The sequence below is a fragment of the Microvirga antarctica genome (assembly GCF_017921815.1).
GTDB classification, from domain to species: domain Bacteria; phylum Pseudomonadota; class Alphaproteobacteria; order Rhizobiales; family Beijerinckiaceae; genus Microvirga; species Microvirga antarctica.
In genome coordinates this window covers 197,847-214,906 of the sequence record NZ_JAGEMM010000007.1, presented here as the reverse complement: position 1 = coordinate 214,906, position 17,060 = coordinate 197,847, and the positions used below count along the sequence as shown (strand labels likewise).

Genomic DNA, 17,060 nt, shown 5'->3' with positions numbered 1-17,060 from the left:
CCTCCCGTGACGTATCCGACTAGAGCCGTTGGTGCGGAACCGACGATGGTCTTCAACCCTCTCCTGTCCGCTGGCAGCGTGCGCTCTCAATGGAATGTGCGGCCACCATCGACCGCCATGGTAATGCCGGTGACGAAGGACGACGCGGTCGAGCTGAGAAACAAGGCTGCTTGTGCAACCTCCACATCTCGCCCGAGCCGCTGGAGCGCGTATCGCTTCAACAAGTCCGGGTTGCTGTTGTGAAGCGGAAGCGCCGCCACCATCGGAGTATCGATCAGCCCCGGACAGATGGTGTTGACGCGGATCCTGGGCGCTAGCTCCATGGCCAGCACCTTGCCCAACGTGATGAGGCCACCTTTGGATGTGGCATAGGCAGCCCTTTCGGCAAAGGGGGACAATCCCACGCCCGACGAGATATTGACGATCGTGGCGGCCCCTGCCGCGCGCAGGTGCGGCAGAACCTCCCGGCAGAGCAGAAATGGCGCGTCGAGGTTGACGGCCATGACCTCCCGCCACTTCTCCAGCGTCGTGTCTGTGATCGAGCCCGCGGCGTGAACCCCCGCCGCATTGACCAAGCCGTCTAAACCGCCCGTCCGGTGTATCACGTCGGCGATGGCCGCGACGATCTCATCGGGATAGCGCAGGTCGCAGCGGACGGCGACGCCGCCGGTTTCTTCCGCCACCTCCGCGAGGGCAGCCTCATTACAGTCGAGCAGCGCAATTTTCGCGCCCTCGGCGGCGAAAAGGCAGGCGATCGCCCGACCGATCCCTTGCGCCGCACCAGTCACAAGAACCGATCGCCCGCGTAGGCGCTCTGCCGGCGTGGGAAGCGGCCCCCCTTCGGGCATCCATTGGCTGGCCGCGCTCATGATGACAATCCAGTCCTAAAGGGATCCTGGCCACGGGCGCGCACAGGGACGCGTAGAACGGTGCGCGGGGTGCACATGTAAAGAACGTTGCGTTTGGGTCCACCGAAGCAGAGATTGATCACCGGGGCACCTGTGAGAATCTTGCCGAGCATGCGGCCGTCCGCGTCATAGCAGTGAACGCCGTCACCCGCGCCGGCCCAGATCCGGTCAGCGTCGTCCAGGCGGATCCCGTCAAAGAGACCGGCGGTCGCTTCTATCAACACGCCCCGATCGACCGGCCTTCCATTCGCGCCGATCTCGAAGCGGCGGATATGTGCCGGCAGATCAGGCCCTGACGTCCGCGCGGAATCGACGACGAGGAGCTGGGTCTCGTCTGCCGAGAAGGCCAATCCGTTGGGCTGGTGCATCGTCTCGATCACTCGATCCAGACGTCCCGTATCAGGATCGAGCCGGTAGACGTGAGCGCCGTCCTGTTCTCTTGTCGCTCGATTGCCAAAATAGTCGCCGTCGATGCCGTAGGTCGGGTCGGAAAACCAGATCGTGCCGTCGGACTTGACCACGAGGTCGTTCGGGCTGTTGAACCGGCGATGATCTATGGTGTCTGCAAGCACCCGAACACTGCCGTCGAAATCCGTTCGCGTGACCCGCCTGGTGCCATGCTCGCAGGTGAGGAGCCGCCCCACGCGGTCGACAGTGTTGCCATTGGAATGATTCGACGGTGACCGGAAGATGCACACGGTTCCGGAGATCTCGTCGAACCGCATGAGACGGTCGTTGGGGATGTCGGACCATATGAGAGACCGGGATGCGGGAAAGTAGCATGGCCCCTCGTTCCAGCTTCCCTCATCGAAGATGACCTGAGGGGTTTCATGAGCGAGGAATAGCCGGATGGTGTCGTCGGTTTCTTCGTAGCTTGCAGTCATGCGGTCGTCCATCCCTGCGGGGCGTCGGCCATTGCCGAACTATTGGCCTGTTCTGGGCACATTAGATCAAGGAGGGCATGGCGGTGCAACGCCACCGCGCCGAGCATCGTCCCGATGCGAACAATGCGTCGCAGATAACGATTGAGCGGGTACTCCCAGGTCAGGCCGATGCCCCCGTGAAACTGGATAGCAGCCTCGGCAATTTCTCGAGTGGCTCGCGGCACGTAGGCGAGCATGACGTGCACGGCCGTATCGGCTTCGCGCCGCATCGTCTCGTCGTCTACCATCGCGTTGGCCGCGTCCATCATGGCGGCTGCATAATCGACACTGACCCGCACGTTCTCGAGCGCCAGAAAATTGTCCGCAGCGAGGTGCTTCAACGATTGGTTGGCACCGATCGCCTGCCCAAACTGCGTCCGGTCCTTGAGGTAGCGGATCGCGAGATCGAAGCATTGTTCGGCCGCGCCCAGGAGCTCCGCGCAACGCAAGATCGCGAGCCTCTTTTCATGGTGTGGGAGAGTCACGACCCAAGCATCACTTGTTGCGACGTCGATCGCCACGGAAAACGTCTGCTCGTCGGGCTCGATCGCCGCACGGGGTATCCTTGGTGCGGTGATGGTCTGGCTCAGACACGCCAGGGAATGCTCGTCGACCGAGGCCACGTACAACGCAGCCGCGCGGGTATCAGCGAACGTCAGCGAGCCGGCGAGCCTCTGCCTGTGGCGCGACAGACGCCCCGACACGGCAACGCTCACCGGCAGGTCTCCCGTGAGCATCTGCGTCACAGTCTCGGGCTGATCGGAGACGATTGTTCCAGCTACCAGCAACGTCTCGGCCAGCGGGTAGCGAAGGCCGCTCCGCCCTGCTTCCTCGAGGACGATTGCCCCCTCAACCATGCCGAGAGCGCTGCCGCCGAATGCCTCGGTGACCGTGAGGCCGAAAACTCCAAGGTCGGAAAGCGCTGCGACAGCACCGTCCTCACCTGCACGGCTTAGAGCCGCCCTGAGACTGTCCCTGAAGCGCTGCTGTTCTTCGGAATGTTGAAAGTTCAAGTGGTTGTCCTCTTCTCGCCACGGGGAAGGCCGAGAACCCGTTCGGCGATGATGTTGCGCTGGATTTGAGAACTCCCGGCGTAGATCGTCTCGCCGCGCGCCGTGAAATAGATTCGCCGAAAGCGCTCGGCGATTGGCGATATGGCGTCGAATTCAGACCCGAGCACTTCCAACCCGAGGCGTGCGATGCGCTGGTGAATCTGGCTCCACAGCAGCTTCAGGAGACTTGCCTCCTCGCCGATCTTGCCGCCTTGGGATATGCGGCTGACGAAGCGCAGATTGTGGTAGCGCATGATAGACAGCTCCGACGCAATATCGCCGAGTTCCGCCTGGAGGGCTTGGGACAACTCCCCCGAGCCCCGCACATGCTGGACGAGTACCCGCAGCTCTTCGAGAAAACGGGCCTGACGGTACTGCCGCGTCGTCGCCCGTTCGAATCCCAGGACCTCGACAGCTACCATCCAGCCACTATCCACAGGACCGATCAACATCTCAGGTTCGACGACGACCCCTGTCAGGAAGACCTCGTTGAAATGCGGTTGTCCGTTGATGTGCCTGATAGGCCTCACCTCGACGCCTGGTGTGTCCATGCGAACGATGAACAGGGACATCCCGCGATAGGCGGAAGTCCCGAGATTCGTTCGTGCAAGAAGAATGCAGTGGGTGGCGAAATGCGCATAGCTCGTCCAGATTTTCTGGCCATCGATCACCCATCTTCCGTCATCGCGTTTCACCGCTCGGGTCTTGATGGCGGCAAGGTCGGAACCGGCATTCGGTTCCGAGAAGCCTTGGCACCAGACGTCTTCCATTTGAAGGACACGAGGAATGTAGTGGCGCTTCTGTTCCTCCGTACCAGCGCTCAGGAGAATGGGGCCAACGAGTTCACGGCCGATCGTGTTGATACTTTCCGGTGCTTCGGATCTTCCCAATTCCTCGTTGACGATCAGTTCATCGAAATGATCCCGTCCCTGACCGCCGTACTCTTTCGGCCACGAGATGCCGGAGTAACCGGCGGCGTAAATGCGGCGCTCCCAGTTGATCAGGAAGTCCTGCTCCTGCGCTTCCGAAAGGCGTGGCCAATGTCCAGCCTGATTCCAGTTGTCCGGAAGGTTCGCTGAAAGCCAGTCGCGAACTTGGTGCCGGTAAGCATTCTGGGTGCTGCTGAAGAAAATATCCATCCGGATGCGACCGATCTGCTGAAATACGCGGAGAGATAAGGCGCTCAGCGCCCGACAAAGACCGGGGGGCGTTTCTCTCGGAAAGCGGTCATAGCCTCACGTGAGTCGTCGCTCTTACCCAGTTGCAAGGTCATATCCTGTTCATAGCGGTAACCATCGCGCAGACTCAGTTGTTCGATGGTGTTGAGAGATTGCTTGGCGAGTTGCGTTGCCAGCGGACTGTAGGCTGCGATCCGCCTCGCCATTGCAATGGCGGTCGGAAGCAACTCCTCAGGTGGCAGACAATCCTCGACAACTCCCAGGCGGAGAAGCTCTCGACCGTCGACCCGGTCGCCCGTTAGCATCATGCGGCGAACCTTCGATCGGCCGAAAAGCTGCATGGCGTGGCGGCACCCCCCCATCATGCCGATAGTGACCTCCGGCAACCCGAGCGATGCGTTCTCGGACGCAAGGAGAATATCGCACGATGCGACAATGGCGAGACCGGCTCCGAGCGCGGCACCGTTGATCGCTCCTATCACCGGTTTCGTGCACTCCCTCACGGTGTGGTAGCTTTCGCGCGCGGAGCGCTGGTTGCGGCGCCGCATGCCTTCTCCCCAAGGCTTTCCAGCCCGCGCTTTGATGTCGACGCCGGCGCAGAACACCTTCCCCTTGCCGGTGAGCACGATAACACGCACGTCGTCCCGATCTGAGAGGCAATCGAAAGCGAAGATGAGTTCTTCCTGACTCTCGTCGTTCTGTGCGTTGACCGGAGGATTGTCCATTGTCACCGTTGCCACCAGATCGGCGATATCGACACGGACATATGTTAGATCGAAGGGGCCCATGATCGTCTCTTCCCTATGGCTGGAATTTGTCTATGGCTGGAATTTCATGGCGGGCGTTGTCGAGAACCTTCCTCTCAACTCGGATTTAAGGATTTTTCCCGCGGCGTTCATCGGCATTTCGGCGATGGTCTCGAGACGTTCGGGGAACTTCTGACGCGCGATGCCTGCCCTCTGGAGATGATCCGTGATGTCCCCGAGGGAGAGTTTGGTGCCTGAGGCGAGTACGCAGGCGGCCACCATCAACTCACCACGCTCCTCGTCCGGAACCCCGACGACGGCGCATTGGAGAACGTGAGGCAGATCGAGAATGAGATCTTCGACCTCCTTCGCGCTGATGTTCTCGCCCTTGCGGATGATGATGTCCTTCCGCCGGCCAACGACAGTGATGTAGCGGTCCGAATCCAGGCGGCCGAGGTCGCCCGTACGAAACCAGCCATCACCTGTGAACGCCCTCTCGTTCAGACTGGCATCCACATAGCCGAGAAAGAGCTCATCGCCCTTTGTCTGAATCTCTCCCACCTCACCCGGTGGCAGGACATGGCTGTCATCGTCGAGGTCGATGATGCGTACCTGGTTCTGCGGATGGACACGGCCGTCCGTGGTGGCCGCCTTGGCTGGATCGTCGCCTACCCCTCCGGAAATTGTTGGGTGCTCGCTGCAGCCATAGGTCCGCATAGCGCGAATACCTCGCTCCTGCGCGCGCCGGATGAGCTGCGGTGGAACGTCGGCGCCGCCGCAGCGAAATATCCGCAGACTTTGGATTTGCAGGGCGAGTTCAGGGTCGAGCAGCCCCTGCAGAAACGGCGTCGCGCCGACCGTCCAAGCGCAGCTCTCCCTGTCGATGAGAGCGGCCGCTTCATGAATTTCCCAGACGTCTTGCAGACAGACCTTCGCTCCGAGGAACGGCCCCAAGACGATCGCATACATGAATCCCGTGATATGCGTAAGCGGCGATCCCATAAACAGCGTATCGCGCGCGCTTAGCTGCGTGGCCGAGCTCACCGAGCCCGCTTCACTCAACAGCGTCGCATGGGAATGGCGGACTCCCTTTGGTCTGCCTTCCGTTCCGGAGGTGTACAGGTAGAGCGCGTCACTAGCTGGATTGACGGCGTCAAAGCCGGACCACTCAGCACTATTGCGCAGGCGATACCCGTTGCGCAAAAGACCGTCGAAGGTCAGCCCGTCGCTGTTCTTTCCTCGGCAGACGACCAAGCGCGCGCCGGCTTGCTCGGCCAACGGGGAAACCATCGCGGCGTGCTGGAAGCCCCGATAGGTCTCGGGCACAAATACGAAGCGCGCTCTCGCGTTCTCGAGGATAAACGAGACCTCTTTTGCGCGATAGATCGTGATGATGGGGTTGCAGATCGCCCCAATACGCATCGCAGCCAAGGCGATGAGCACTGTCTCGGACCAGTTTGGCATCTGAAAACTGATCGTGTCGCCGGGCTGCGCACCGTGAGAGAGAAGCCCACAGGCCAGAGCCTCGGCCTCAGCACAAAGTTGGCGATAGGTCAGGCGGCCTGTCGAATGAACGAGGGCGACATCGTCCGGTCGCTCCAAGCGCAGCTGGTCAAGGCTGTTCCAGAGGGTAGACGGCTGAGGGCCCGGAAAGACTCTCATATGCGAGTCTCCGGCGGCGCAAAACCCACATCGTACGCAAGCCATTCGTCCCGCCCGATGACGGCATGCCCGGTCATTTGCAAATCACGTCTCCCTGTTCGGCGGTCTTTGCCGCCGTCGTCGTCGTTGGCCCCGTGGCATTCCTTAACGGGGTTCGTCGTGTGGTTTCAATTGTTGCTGAGGCGGCCGGCGATTTGGCGGCTTGATGAGGCGCGCAGGACACGCGGCGGATTGAGCATGCCGCCGTCGGCGACGAGGACGTGCCCGGTGATAAAGCTGGATAGTTCTTGCGTCAGAAACAGCGCTGCTCCAGCGATCTCCGCCAGTTCGCCGGCACGTTGAAGGGGGATATTTGACGATAGTTCGTCCCATTGCTCGATGTCGAAGCGCGCCACCATTCGTTCTGTCCGCACGTAGCCTGGCGCGACGGCATTCACGCGAACACCGAGATGCCCGAGTTCCGACGCTGCGCAGCGCACAAAGTGGTGAAGGGCAGCCTTTGCTGATCCGTAGACGATCTGGTTCGGCAGGCTCGAGAGGCCCGCCGAGGATCCGATGAGAACGATGGTGCCGCCACCGGTCTTTGCCATGGCGGCGGCAGCAGCTCTTGTGACGTGCATCGCCTGAAAAAGATTGAGGTCAAAGTTGCGGCGAATCAGATCCTCGTCGATCTCAAGCAGCGAGCTGCCGAAAGAGGCGCCGACAATATCGACAACGGCGTCAAGGCGTCCGTAGGCTTCGACCATGCACTCGACCGCGTCATCGACCTCCGATCGCTGGGTCGCATCGACGGTCATCGCTCTCCCGCCTACTTCTGCCGCAACCGCTCCGGCCTTCGCCTCGTCGATATCAAGGCAGACGACATCGGCGCCGGCCTGGCGAAGAGCAATCGCTGTTTCCCGCCCAATGCCGTTGCCGGCGCCGACAACAGCACAGAGCTTTCCATCGAGCCGCTGTCTGGCGACGTAATCGGCTGGGTTGTCGTCGATGCCCACCTTCGCGCCCCTCTATGGCCATGCTAGTCCTAGGTGAGGCTATTCTACCGAACGCTCGTTCGGCAAGCGAAAAGTGCCTATGGATCGCGTTCGTCGTGTCTGAGCCTTTCTCGAGAAATCGCTTGAGAAGCAGACTCGATACGACTAGCGCTATTGTTTCAACAACAAAGGTTTTAATAAAATTTATAACAACCACGCGAGAATTCATATCGAAGGTTATGCGAAGTCAATACCGAATAGGCTTGTTGGACAGCACTTTATACATTTTAACTACTTGGGATGCCGGTCATCGATCCGGTTTAATCGGATTGACAGGATGCCGAAATCCGAGCTACGCACCATTGTACCGATCGTTCGTTCGTCGCTTGGCGAGCGCCCCACGCTGGACCCTCAAGGCGGATCGACGAGCCTGCGCATGGACACCGCACTTCACCCCATCGACTTGGACGATCGGTCCCGCATGTCGGACATCATCCTCGAGTCCGCGAAGCTTTTCGCTGTCAAGGGGTATGATGGTACGTCAATCCGCGACATCGCGCGGGCCGTCGGCGTTGCCCAAGCATCCCTTTATCATTTCTTCGCAGACAAGCGTGAGATCCACAGCACTGTCGTGACCATATCGGTGGAGCGCCTGTTGTGGCTCATTCGTGAGCGCCTTGGTGCCTGCACCACCTCATCCGAGCGCGTCGAGGCCTTCGCACAAGCGCATGCGCAGCATATCTCGGAGAATGCCCCGCTCTACTTTGCCTCGGCGCTCGGCTACAATGAGCTTGCCGACCCGGTCGTGAAGGCGCGGGTCCAGCGAATGCGCGATTCCTATGAGGAGATCCTGCGCGGTATCATCCGCGACGGTATAGAGAGTGGCGAGTTCCGTGAGCTGGATGTCAAGCTGGGCGCCCGGGCCATCATTTCCTGTCTGAACTGGATGGCCCGCTGGTGGCGTGCTGATGGGCCCGATTCAGCTGAGACAATTGCAACCGAGTATGTCCGGCTCATTATTCGCGGCTTCCGGCCTGAATGAAATCCGCTGTCGCTCGCTGCTGGTGGGACAGCAACTTGCCTTGGGCCCAACGCACACGACGGGGACGGCCCCGTCATTTGGGCGGCTTGCAAGAGCTAGTGCGGTCTCGTCACGACGTCTGCTCCCACAAATTCCTCCGCAGGAGCGGTCGCGCCATGGGCGCTGACGGCAAAAGACTCGCTTCGCGGCAAAACCGGTCCGTAGTGGACCGCTTTGACGATTGCCGGACGGCTTGTCACGTTAGGGACACGCGCTCTTGGGAATCAACAGCTGTAGGGTGGCTCCGGTGAGTGACCGGGTCCCCCGATATGAGGGGATCAAATTGGTCCGCTCGCGGGAATCGTCGCTTCTGGAGGCGCTGTGAACGAGATTGCGCTCTGTTAGACTGTCATTGTGTGTGCGACTCAGTGATGATTGACACTCGGCATGATCGTGTTCGGAAAGATGTATCGTTTTATTCCATAGTCGTGGAAGTATCCGTGTGAGTGCAGGCTTCTGCCTTTTCTGCGCCACATCGCGTGTCTAAAACCTGCCAAGTTCATTCGATGCTTAGGCGAGTGCACGATGCAAGCTGGCCACCTCCCACGCGGTCGATCCCCTGCCAGGCAACTGGGCGGCTCGGTGCTCCGTGCGATGTTTCTGGTGTCTCTTTTCGGCATTCTCGTCGGCTGGCTTCAGTCTGCTTCTTCCCCTGATCCAGAGGGAACAGCCCTGAGCGCACTCTCGCCCGCGCTGCTCGACGCTAAAGCCCACGTTAGACCGGCGCTTTCCCCAGTTCCGTCCCCCGGCGACGCAGCGGGGGACGGGGAGGGGGCCACCGTGGCGTCTGCATCCGCCGCTGTCGAAAGGCCGTTGACCGATAAATCGCCTGCCCAGAAGGACCCCGTGGCTCCCTTGACTGCCCCCCCCCGTGTCCCGCTGGCAACGCAGCTTTCCGCCGAGCCGGCTCGTGCGTTTGCCCCCACACAATCTCCAGGGATCCCCGCGAGGGCGCAGCCTGAAAGGCCTTCACTGCCATCAGCAGAGCCTAAGCCAGCCGTTGTCGCTTCGGCCTCCACACCGGGCACTGCAGACGCCTCCGCGTCACCTTCGGCAGATTTGGTCGATCTCAATTCTGCTTCGATCGAACAACTCAATGCCTTGCGGGGTGGCGGCATGATTGGACGGGCGATTACGCGCGGGCGGCCCTATCGCTCTGCCGAGGATCTGATGCGGAAGCGGATCCTCAACCGCTCGGCTTTCGAGCGCGTGAAGGATCAGGTAACGGTACGCTGACGGGGGAGGGTAGCGAGGCAGATTTCGGCAGGAGTCCGGAGGGCGAAGCGTGACGTTGTGCTGCGCCGGAGCGCTTTCGAGCGAATCGTGAAGCTTCACGCCAAGACGAGGTCCAGGAGTAGCCCGCTTGCCAGCACATGTCGGTCACATGGGAAGCCGCTGACGGACACTCCTGCACGCGACTACTTTCTGGCATTGATCGAGGAGGGGCCTCCTGCGGTCTGCGCAATCCTGACGGCAGGCGGCAAGCGCGCCGGGAGTGGAGGTGACATTGGATGCTGTCAGATTTCTCGCACATTGCGAACGACAGCTCTGCATGCCGATGCTCTGTCGCGCGGCCCGGCATGCTTCCACCGCACTTGCACCGCGGCGACGCGCAATGCGGACGGGCCTGCTGCTTCCGAACAGGCTACCGTTCAGACGATGCCCACGCTGCTCAAGATAGGCCTGAGCCGCCTGACGAGCCTTTGATCTGTTGACCTCCCGCGCCCGCGCCGCCGCGTCGGACAGGTCCAGCCCTTGTGCGCGTTGCTCTAACACGCCGACGCAGAAGGCGGCCTCGATATCCAACGGCGTCACGGCCTCCGTCGCTTGCGCTGGTAGCCAGCTCACTATGGCAAAGCAAAGACTGAAAACAAATCGCCTCATCATCGTATCCTAGTTTGGAACCCGACGGGCGTCGAGCCAAAGGCGAAGAATGACAACGCGCGCTGCGATCGCATCACACCATGCAATCGACCAAGGCGCCACGATTTGCGTTCGGTTGACCAATCTAGTCAAGGAGCGTGCGCCCCTCGCGTTGGATACGGCGAGGTGACGCAAGGGAGTGCCGGCGTAGGGGTCCTAGAGACTGATGCTGTTGCCCGCTCCTGAGGATGCTGCAGAAGGCGGCGGTGGGCCACGCCGCTGTTCATTGCGACTCCGCACGGCGTGCGGACATGTCACTTGCAAGACCCCTCGCGGTTGCTTGACGTGAACGATTTGTATCATCTATCATACAGCCCTACAGTGGGAAACAATGTGGCGGGATTGTCGTCCCCAGCTTGCCCGCTCAGACACTCAAATAATTCGGTAGCCGGCCCTCCGGCGTGGCACGCAGGACGGATTTCAAAATGACGCGTGAAGACAGCGGACGCGGAGACTCGACAATCACGGCCCGATTGTCGCGCGGTGCTATTCTCGCGCCGGGTATCTGTGATGCCCTTACAGCCAGCCTTGCAACTCAAGCTGGCGCGGAGGCGCTCTACTTGTCCGGGGCCGCCATCGCCTATACGCGCCTCGCGCGTCCTGATGTGGGGTTGGTATCAGTCTCCGAGGTTGCAGAAGTCATCGCGCTTATCCGCGACCGCGTCGAGACGCCCATGATCGTTGATGCCGACACCGGATACGGGAATGCGCTCAACGTTCAGCGGACAGTCAGGGTGTTTGAACGAGCCGGCGCGAACGTGATCCAATTGGAGGACCAGACCTTTCCGAAACGCTGCGGTCATCTTGCCGAAAAGAGGATTGTTCCTGCAGCCGAGATGGTCGGGAAAATCAGAGCAGCGGTTGATGCGCGACATAGCCAGGAAACATTGATCATCGGCAGAACCGATGCAGCAGCCATTGAGGGCCTCGAGGCTGCGATCGCGCGGGCGCATCTTTATGCCGAGGCGGGCGCCGATATCTTATTCGTGGAAGCGCCAAAATCCGCCGAGCAGCTGAAGGCAATCGTCGATGCTCTCGGTGATGTCCGCCCCCTTCTGGCCAACATGGTGGAAGGAGGACAGACGCCGCTTTATTCGGCCGCTGAATTGGGGCAGCAGGGTTTCAGCATCATCATCTTTCCGGGCGGAGTTGTCCGGGCGATCGCGCGAACGGCGCAGGACTATTATCGGTCGCTCATCAAGACCGGGAGCAACGCCGCATTTCGTGACAGCATGTTTGATTTCGATGGCCTGAACGATGTCATCGGCACAAACGCTCTGCTGGCGCTTGGAAAATCCTACGAAGATGAAGATAAGTCCGAAGTGGCAGAAACCGCGTAGACGCGCTGGAGTGGCCCTCGCGCGGGATGCGGGTGTGGCAGCCGAAGTTTGAGAGGTCCCACAGCCCCCTCTTCAGAGTTCTTAGACATTATCGCGGGTTGAAGAGTTATGATTCCGCCTCACAGTCTGGCTCTCATGATGTCCACGCAACGCCTGGGTATTCAAGCACGCGTTGGCGATGCGGTTTCGAGCGCAGACTTCCATTGTCAACATTCCAGCGCGGACTTCCGTCTTTCAAAATCATGTTTCGGGCAACGCAGGAGCCTTCCGCGCGGGATCGGAAAATGAGACTAAGCATCGGGAACGCCAAGGAGCGCTTTCAGCGCGGTGCGGACAACCTTGCCACTGGGATTTCGAGGCAGCGCCTCGACAAATGTGATGAGCTTTGGCGTCTTGTAAGAAGCGAGCCGCTCCTTCACATGCGCCCGCAAGTCGTCCTCGCTGCAGGTCGCACCGGCCCGCTTCACCACGGCAGCCGCGACGACTTCGCCAAGATCCCGATCGGGCATACCGAAGACGCAAACTTCGACGACCTCGGGATGGCCGCTCAACACGGATTCGACCTCGACCGGATAGATATTGACCCCACCGCGGATCACGACATCCTTGATGCGTCCGACAAGGCGCACATGGCCGCGCGGCGTGATCTGCGCGAGGTCGCCGGGCGAGAACCAGCCACCTTCTTCCGCGGTCGTCGATCGACCTTGCCCATCGACCAACTGCGTCGACACGCCGGGCCCTCGATAGCGCAGCCGCCCCACTTCGCCAGCGCGCAGCGGCCGATCTTCGTCGTCCACGACCTGGATCTCAACTCTGAATGCCGGGCGTCCGACGGTGTCCGGAAATGTCAGCTGCTCATGCGGCAACAGGACCGCGATTCCGCCTCCTTCACTGGTTGCGTAATAGTCAGTCAAATTCGGCGTCAGTCGCTCGATCACGCGGCGGCGGTCGTCGGGTTGAATGGCGGCACCGCTCGTCACAAGACATCTGACGCTGGGCATGGCGATACCGTTGCCGTCCCAGGCGTCGAGCAAGCGGCCAAGTTGAGTCGGAACCAAAAACAGGGCGGTAATATCGCGCTCGTTGACAATCGCGATAATCTCGTCCCGCTGGTCAGTCGCGCGGACCAGAACGGTCGCTCCAGCGGCGAGCATGCTCATGGCAAAGGACCGGCCGCCACCGAAATAGAGTGGCGTCGCAAGCAGGTATCGATCCGAAGAGTTGAATCCCATCCCAACCCATTGCGAAATGAATCGCTCATAAAGTTGCTCGTGAGTGACCATGGCTCCAGTAGGGCTACCGGTGGTGCCGGAGGACAGCGACAGGACAATCGGCAAGTTCGCCTCGTCAACAGGCGCAGGCACAGGCCGCTCTTCGTTCTGCCAGTTGGGATCGAAGACCAGCGACGGCATGAGGGGAGCGGTCTCGTCATCGGCCTCGATCAGGACAATCTTGCAACCAAACGCCTTGACCACGGCGACCTTCTCGGTTGCCTTCCAGCGGAAATCGATGGGAACGATCGTGGCGCCCAGCCAGGCGACTGCGTAGTGAAGCAGAAGATGCGCCGAAGTGTCGGACAGACAGAGTCCCACTCTGTTGCCCTTCTTGATGCCTTGTTCGCCCAGGACAGCGGCAAGCCGACCGATGATCTCTACAGCCTGCGCATAGGAGGTGATGACGTTGCCTTGCTCGATCGCTGGATGATCGGGGCGGCTCATAGCGTGAGTGATCAAAGCCGACGCGAGATTCATTTTGGGTGATCCTTGACAAAGACGTGGATAAAATGCGGTGACCGCATCAGAAAAAGGAAGACATCATGGCCGACGTGAAGATGATCGATGCGGTGGTAAATATTTGGACGCCCGAGGCCTTGGCCCATCGTCCCGATTGGGGGCCCGGCTTCTTCGTCGGCAAGATGAAGGCCGATAGCGGTCTGATGTCCGGAATTTCTCTTGAGGCAATGATCGAACGAATGGATCGTGCGGGAATTGAGCGGGGTTTTTTGATCGCCCCGAAAGCGGGCCGTGTGGGCCTGCCCGGGTGCTACCATCTTCCTTATTCGATCGTTGCCAATGCTGTTTCCCGCTATCCCGATCGGTTTTCTGCGCTTGCAGGCATCGATCCGTTCGAGGGCATGGATGGGGTAAGGGCATTGGAGCGGGCGGTCAAGGATGACGGATTCATCGGAGCCCATTGCTATCCGCACTGGTTTGACTTGCCGCCGGATGATGCCAAGTACTACCCGTTTTACGCCAAATGCGTCGAGCTCGACATTCCCTACCAATTGCAGGTCGGCCAGTCGATGATCTATGCTCCCGAGCATCGCACCCGCAGTGTCGGCCGACCGATCACACTGGACGGTATTGCTTGTGATTTCCCAGAACTGCGACTCATTGGAATCCATGTGGGCATTCCGTGGACGGACGAGATGATCGCGATGGCCTGGAAGCATCCGAATGTCTTTATCGGTTCAGACGCTCATAGCCCCAAATACTGGCCGCAGAGCTTCGTCGATTTCATCAACAGTTATGGTCAGGACAAAGTCATCTTCGGAACCGACTTCCCTGTGCTGGATTTTGAGCGAACGACTCGGGAGATTGCTGCCCTGAACCTCAAACCTTCCGTGAAGCAGAAATTTTTCCGAGATAACGCTGCTCGAATTTACAAGCTCCCGCAGGGCTGATCGGGATTCAACAAAAGGCGGGGTGGCTTCGTCACCCTGCCTTGCTGTCGAGCGACACGGGAAGTTTCAGGATGCGGATTGCGTTTGTGCCGAGAATCTTGGCTTTCGCCTCCTCGGGGATATCGAGTGCACGAACTTCCTCGATGGATTGGGTAAGGTTCTGAACGGGCCAGTCGGTTCCCCACATGACGCGGTCCATGCCATCGCGATTTCCCCAGTCGCGCTGTGCGATGAAGTCGACCATATGCCTTGACCAAGACCGGGGCGGATGTGCATCTGCCATGATGTAGACATTCTCGTAGGACCAGACGACACTGGTCATCTCCGAGTCCCACGGAACACCAATGTGGAGGCCGATAATGGTCAGTTCCGGAAACTCGAACGCCACTTCATCCAGCCAGATCGGCCGCGCGCACAGGCGAGCGCCGGACCGCGGCGACTGTCGTCCGACCTGGATCGTGATGGGGACGTTCAACTCGCAACATTTCGAGTATATTGGCCAATAGGTCCGATCGTTGATGGGCACGCCGAACCAGTGCGGATAGACGTGCACGCCGATAAAGCCGAGTTCTTTCACGGCATATTCCATGTAGCGCAACGTCTCTCGGCCACCTAACGGATTGATGCCGACCCATCCGAAGAAGCGGTCCGGATGCTTCTGCAAAACAGGGTACACCTCATCCACATGGGTCGCGAGCAGATCGCCCCGAACGCCATCCTGAACCACGTTTGCGATCAGGCCGGACATGGCGACACCGTTGCGGTCCATCTCCGCAATGTAGGCGTCGGGGTCGACGCCTTTGGCGGTGGCTCGATCGATCCCTAGGACGTCATAGAGCTTGAGCTGTGTGTGCGGCTTGAAGTTGACCGAGACGTCGATGATCGGTGGCATGGATCACATAGCTCCGTGTATGGGGATTAGTTTTGCCGCCAGCTGTCTTGGAAGAGTGCGGCCGCGGCTTCGTCTTTTCGAGCAATCGGGGCAAAACCAAAGGCCATCGCTTCGAGAGAAGCCTGATGGCGAGAGTCGTCGAAATCGGCGCAGGCTTCCTGTGCAACGATGACCTCGTAGTCGCGCTGCGAGAGGTCGCGAACAGTCGTCTCGACGCACATGGATGTCGTCACGCCGCCGACCACGACGCGGTCGATCCGCATTGCCCGCAGATGCGCCTCCAGCGATGTGGCGTAGACGCTGGAGTAGCGCGGCTTGTCGATGATGAGATCACTCTCACCCGGCGTCACGAGACCGGACAGGTCAACGTCCGGGGTGCCCGCGCGGAGGGCACCGATGCGAGCGAGATTGGGTCGCATTGCGAGCAACGTCCCGCCATCAGAGTAGTCGGGCCTCAGCATCATGCGCGTCCAGGCGACGGGAACGTCGTGCGCATGCGCGATCACGGCCAGACGTTGGCATTCCTGCGCGGCGGCAGCCAGGGGCGTCACATCACGCCCCTGTAGACCCGTCGACCCATTCTCGTCGCAGAAAGCCCGTTGCAGATCGATCAGAAGAAGAAGGGTTCTCATCGATTTATCCGAACGCCAGGCTCCGGGCCTTGTCGTTGTAAAAGCCGCGGTCGTTCAATGGCGTGATGATCTTCGCCTTGACCATCAGGTCATAGGCCGATTCCCACGGACCCGGCTTTGACGCAAACTTGTCCCGGAATGGGGGCTCAAAAGTCGTCGTGATGGCATTGGCGAGAATCGACACGCCCTTGTCGGGGCGCCGGGCTTCGGAGAGATCGAACACCTTGGTCATCGACTCGATAACAGGAAGAAGATTGGCTCGCTTTTCGATCATATCGCCGATGGCCGCGTGACCGCCGCGCATGAACTTGGCGATGGTTTCCGTCTGTGCCTCCAGCGCTTTCTTCGAAACCATGTAGACCTGGCCCGGAGAAGGCGCGAACTCGTCGGCCGAGAACGCACTCACGGGTTGTTTGTCTGTCTGCAGGGCAAACAGCGTGTCATTGGTCGCCATGAAGGCATCGATACGGCCGAGCTTGATGAACTCGAAAGCCGTCGGCGCGTTGCCAACGACTTCGCGGCGGACATCAGCGATCGGCACGTTTTTGCTGACGAGCATCATATCGAGAAGGTTCTCAGTCGCTCCTCCGTTCGACACGATGCCAATGGTCTTACCGGCCATGTCCATTGGCGATTTGATCGGCTTGTCGGCATGGCTGATGATGTAGAAGATGTCCTTCTGGTAGCACTCACCGACAGCCACAATGGAGGGGTCCTTGGCATATGCCTTGATCAGGTCTGTTCCGCCCGTCCGTGAAATCAGGGTGTTGCCTGCAGTGACCTGCTGAACGGCCATCGCAGAACCACGTCCGCCTTCCACGTCAACATCGAGGCCCTGCTTTGCAAAAAAGCCTCCCGTCTGGCCGTAAAGCACTTCTGAGAAACCAAAGATGAAACCGAACGGCGTGAGATATCTGATTTTCTGAGGAGCTTGCGCCAATGCATGGCGCGTCAATGCCGGGGAAAGCACGGCGGATCCAGCCAGTGCAAGCGAGCCCTGCAGCAGATGTCGACGGTGGATGGTCTTCATGTATATCCCTCTTTTTTAATCGTTGATCGGCAGGCA

The 17,060-nt window shown here is 59.9% G+C and carries 15 protein-coding genes; 4 read left to right on the top strand and 11 right to left on the bottom strand.

The genetic code is table 11. The features are described from left to right. Positions 1–86: 86 nt before the first annotated feature. The 7 genes from J4G32_RS18980 to J4G32_RS18950 all read right to left on the bottom strand — a co-directional run bounded on the left by J4G32_RS18980 (position 87) and on the right by J4G32_RS18950 (position 7,464). On the bottom strand, positions 87–869 hold the full coding sequence (locus tag J4G32_RS18980; RefSeq protein WP_246505302.1) for an SDR family NAD(P)-dependent oxidoreductase: 783 nt from the start codon (positions 867–869) through the stop codon (positions 87–89). Next, on the bottom strand, positions 866–1,792 hold the full coding sequence (locus J4G32_RS18975; RefSeq protein WP_210497117.1) for an SMP-30/gluconolactonase/LRE family protein: 927 nt from the start codon (positions 1,790–1,792) through the stop codon (positions 866–868). The genes J4G32_RS18980 and J4G32_RS18975 overlap by 4 nt, the downstream gene beginning before the upstream one ends. Continuing rightward, on the bottom strand, positions 1,789–2,844 hold the full coding sequence (locus J4G32_RS18970; protein WP_210497116.1) for an acyl-CoA dehydrogenase family protein: 1,056 nt from the start codon (positions 2,842–2,844) through the stop codon (positions 1,789–1,791). The genes J4G32_RS18975 and J4G32_RS18970 overlap by 4 nt, the downstream gene beginning before the upstream one ends. Then, positions 2,841–4,022: an acyl-CoA dehydrogenase family protein gene (locus J4G32_RS18965; RefSeq protein WP_210497115.1), complete on the bottom strand. Its 1,182-nt coding sequence runs from the start codon at positions 4,020–4,022 to the stop codon at positions 2,841–2,843. The genes J4G32_RS18970 and J4G32_RS18965 overlap by 4 nt, the downstream gene beginning before the upstream one ends. 44 nt (positions 4,023–4,066) lie before the next feature. Continuing rightward, the gene (locus tag J4G32_RS18960) at positions 4,067–4,849 is read right to left on the bottom strand and encodes an enoyl-CoA hydratase/isomerase family protein (protein ID WP_210497114.1); all 783 of its coding nucleotides are present in this window, start codon (positions 4,847–4,849) and stop codon (positions 4,067–4,069) included. A 30-nt stretch (positions 4,850–4,879) separates the two neighbouring features. Continuing rightward, the gene (locus tag J4G32_RS18955) at positions 4,880–6,469 is read right to left on the bottom strand and encodes an AMP-binding protein (protein ID WP_210497113.1); all 1,590 of its coding nucleotides are present in this window, start codon (positions 6,467–6,469) and stop codon (positions 4,880–4,882) included. Between the two features lie 167 nt (positions 6,470–6,636). Beyond that, a complete protein-coding gene (locus tag J4G32_RS18950; protein WP_210497112.1) occupies positions 6,637–7,464 on the bottom strand; it encodes an SDR family NAD(P)-dependent oxidoreductase in 828 nt (275 codons plus the stop codon). A gap of 316 nt (positions 7,465–7,780) precedes the next feature. Between J4G32_RS18950 and J4G32_RS18945 the strand changes: the two genes are divergently transcribed. The 3 genes from J4G32_RS18945 (at position 7,781) to J4G32_RS18935 (ending at position 11,787) form a co-directional block, all read left to right on the top strand. Then, a complete protein-coding gene (locus tag J4G32_RS18945; RefSeq protein WP_210497111.1) occupies positions 7,781–8,485 on the top strand; it encodes a TetR/AcrR family transcriptional regulator in 705 nt (234 codons plus the stop codon). A 564-nt stretch (positions 8,486–9,049) separates the two neighbouring features. Next, complete coding sequence (locus J4G32_RS22010) at positions 9,050–9,760, top strand: ComEA family DNA-binding protein (protein WP_343232686.1); 711 nt, start codon at positions 9,050–9,052, stop codon at positions 9,758–9,760. A gap of 1,112 nt (positions 9,761–10,872) precedes the next feature. Beyond that, the gene (locus tag J4G32_RS18935) at positions 10,873–11,787 is read left to right on the top strand and encodes an isocitrate lyase/PEP mutase family protein (RefSeq protein ID WP_210497109.1); all 915 of its coding nucleotides are present in this window, start codon (positions 10,873–10,875) and stop codon (positions 11,785–11,787) included. Positions 11,788–12,077: 290 nt separating this feature from the next. Here the strand turns inward: J4G32_RS18935 and J4G32_RS18930 are convergent, their stop codons facing one another. After that, complete coding sequence (locus J4G32_RS18930; protein ID WP_210497108.1) at positions 12,078–13,538, bottom strand: class I adenylate-forming enzyme family protein; 1,461 nt, start codon at positions 13,536–13,538, stop codon at positions 12,078–12,080. Positions 13,539–13,603: 65 nt separating this feature from the next. Between J4G32_RS18930 and J4G32_RS18925 the strand changes: the two genes are divergently transcribed. Further along, on the top strand, positions 13,604–14,470 hold the full coding sequence (locus tag J4G32_RS18925) for an amidohydrolase family protein (protein ID WP_210497107.1): 867 nt from the start codon (positions 13,604–13,606) through the stop codon (positions 14,468–14,470). A 31-nt stretch (positions 14,471–14,501) separates the two neighbouring features. On the opposite strand, the gene J4G32_RS18920 is transcribed toward J4G32_RS18925, so the two are convergent. From J4G32_RS18920 to J4G32_RS18910, 3 genes are read right to left on the bottom strand one after another with little or no spacing between them, the layout of a single operon-like run. Then, the gene (locus J4G32_RS18920; protein WP_210497106.1) at positions 14,502–15,362 is read right to left on the bottom strand and encodes an amidohydrolase family protein; all 861 of its coding nucleotides are present in this window, start codon (positions 15,360–15,362) and stop codon (positions 14,502–14,504) included. A 26-nt stretch (positions 15,363–15,388) separates the two neighbouring features. Then, the gene (locus tag J4G32_RS18915; RefSeq protein WP_210497105.1) at positions 15,389–15,994 is read right to left on the bottom strand and encodes a cysteine hydrolase family protein; all 606 of its coding nucleotides are present in this window, start codon (positions 15,992–15,994) and stop codon (positions 15,389–15,391) included. Positions 15,995–15,998: 4 nt separating this feature from the next. Continuing rightward, on the bottom strand, positions 15,999–17,024 hold the full coding sequence (locus J4G32_RS18910) for an ABC transporter substrate-binding protein (RefSeq protein WP_210497104.1): 1,026 nt from the start codon (positions 17,022–17,024) through the stop codon (positions 15,999–16,001). Positions 17,025–17,060: the final 36 nt, after the last annotated feature.

What these genes read in the sequence shown, in the direction of transcription:
- J4G32_RS18980 (WP_246505302.1), bottom strand. Translation starts at nt 869, where the DNA reads ATGAGCGCGGCCAGCCAATGGATGCCCGAAGGGGGGCCGCTTCCCACG.
- J4G32_RS18975 (WP_210497117.1), bottom strand. Translation starts at nt 1,792, where the DNA reads ATGACTGCAAGCTACGAAGAAACCGACGACACCATCCGGCTATTCCTC.
- J4G32_RS18965 (WP_210497115.1), bottom strand. Translation starts at nt 4,022, where the DNA reads ATGGATATTTTCTTCAGCAGCACCCAGAATGCTTACCGGCACCAAGTT.
- J4G32_RS18960 (WP_210497114.1), bottom strand. Translation starts at nt 4,849, where the DNA reads ATGGGCCCCTTCGATCTAACATATGTCCGTGTCGATATCGCCGATCTG.
- J4G32_RS18955 (WP_210497113.1), bottom strand. Translation starts at nt 6,469, where the DNA reads ATGAGAGTCTTTCCGGGCCCTCAGCCGTCTACCCTCTGGAACAGCCTT.
- J4G32_RS18945 (WP_210497111.1), top strand. Translation starts at nt 7,781, where the DNA reads ATGCCGAAATCCGAGCTACGCACCATTGTACCGATCGTTCGTTCGTCG.
- J4G32_RS22010 (WP_343232686.1), top strand. Translation starts at nt 9,050, where the DNA reads ATGCAAGCTGGCCACCTCCCACGCGGTCGATCCCCTGCCAGGCAACTG.
- J4G32_RS18935 (WP_210497109.1), top strand. Translation starts at nt 10,873, where the DNA reads ATGACGCGTGAAGACAGCGGACGCGGAGACTCGACAATCACGGCCCGA.
- J4G32_RS18930 (WP_210497108.1), bottom strand. Translation starts at nt 13,538, where the DNA reads ATGAATCTCGCGTCGGCTTTGATCACTCACGCTATGAGCCGCCCCGAT.
- J4G32_RS18925 (WP_210497107.1), top strand. Translation starts at nt 13,604, where the DNA reads ATGGCCGACGTGAAGATGATCGATGCGGTGGTAAATATTTGGACGCCC.
- J4G32_RS18920 (WP_210497106.1), bottom strand. Translation starts at nt 15,362, where the DNA reads ATGCCACCGATCATCGACGTCTCGGTCAACTTCAAGCCGCACACACAG.
- J4G32_RS18915 (WP_210497105.1), bottom strand. Translation starts at nt 15,994, where the DNA reads ATGAGAACCCTTCTTCTTCTGATCGATCTGCAACGGGCTTTCTGCGAC.
- J4G32_RS18910 (WP_210497104.1), bottom strand. Translation starts at nt 17,024, where the DNA reads ATGAAGACCATCCACCGTCGACATCTGCTGCAGGGCTCGCTTGCACTG.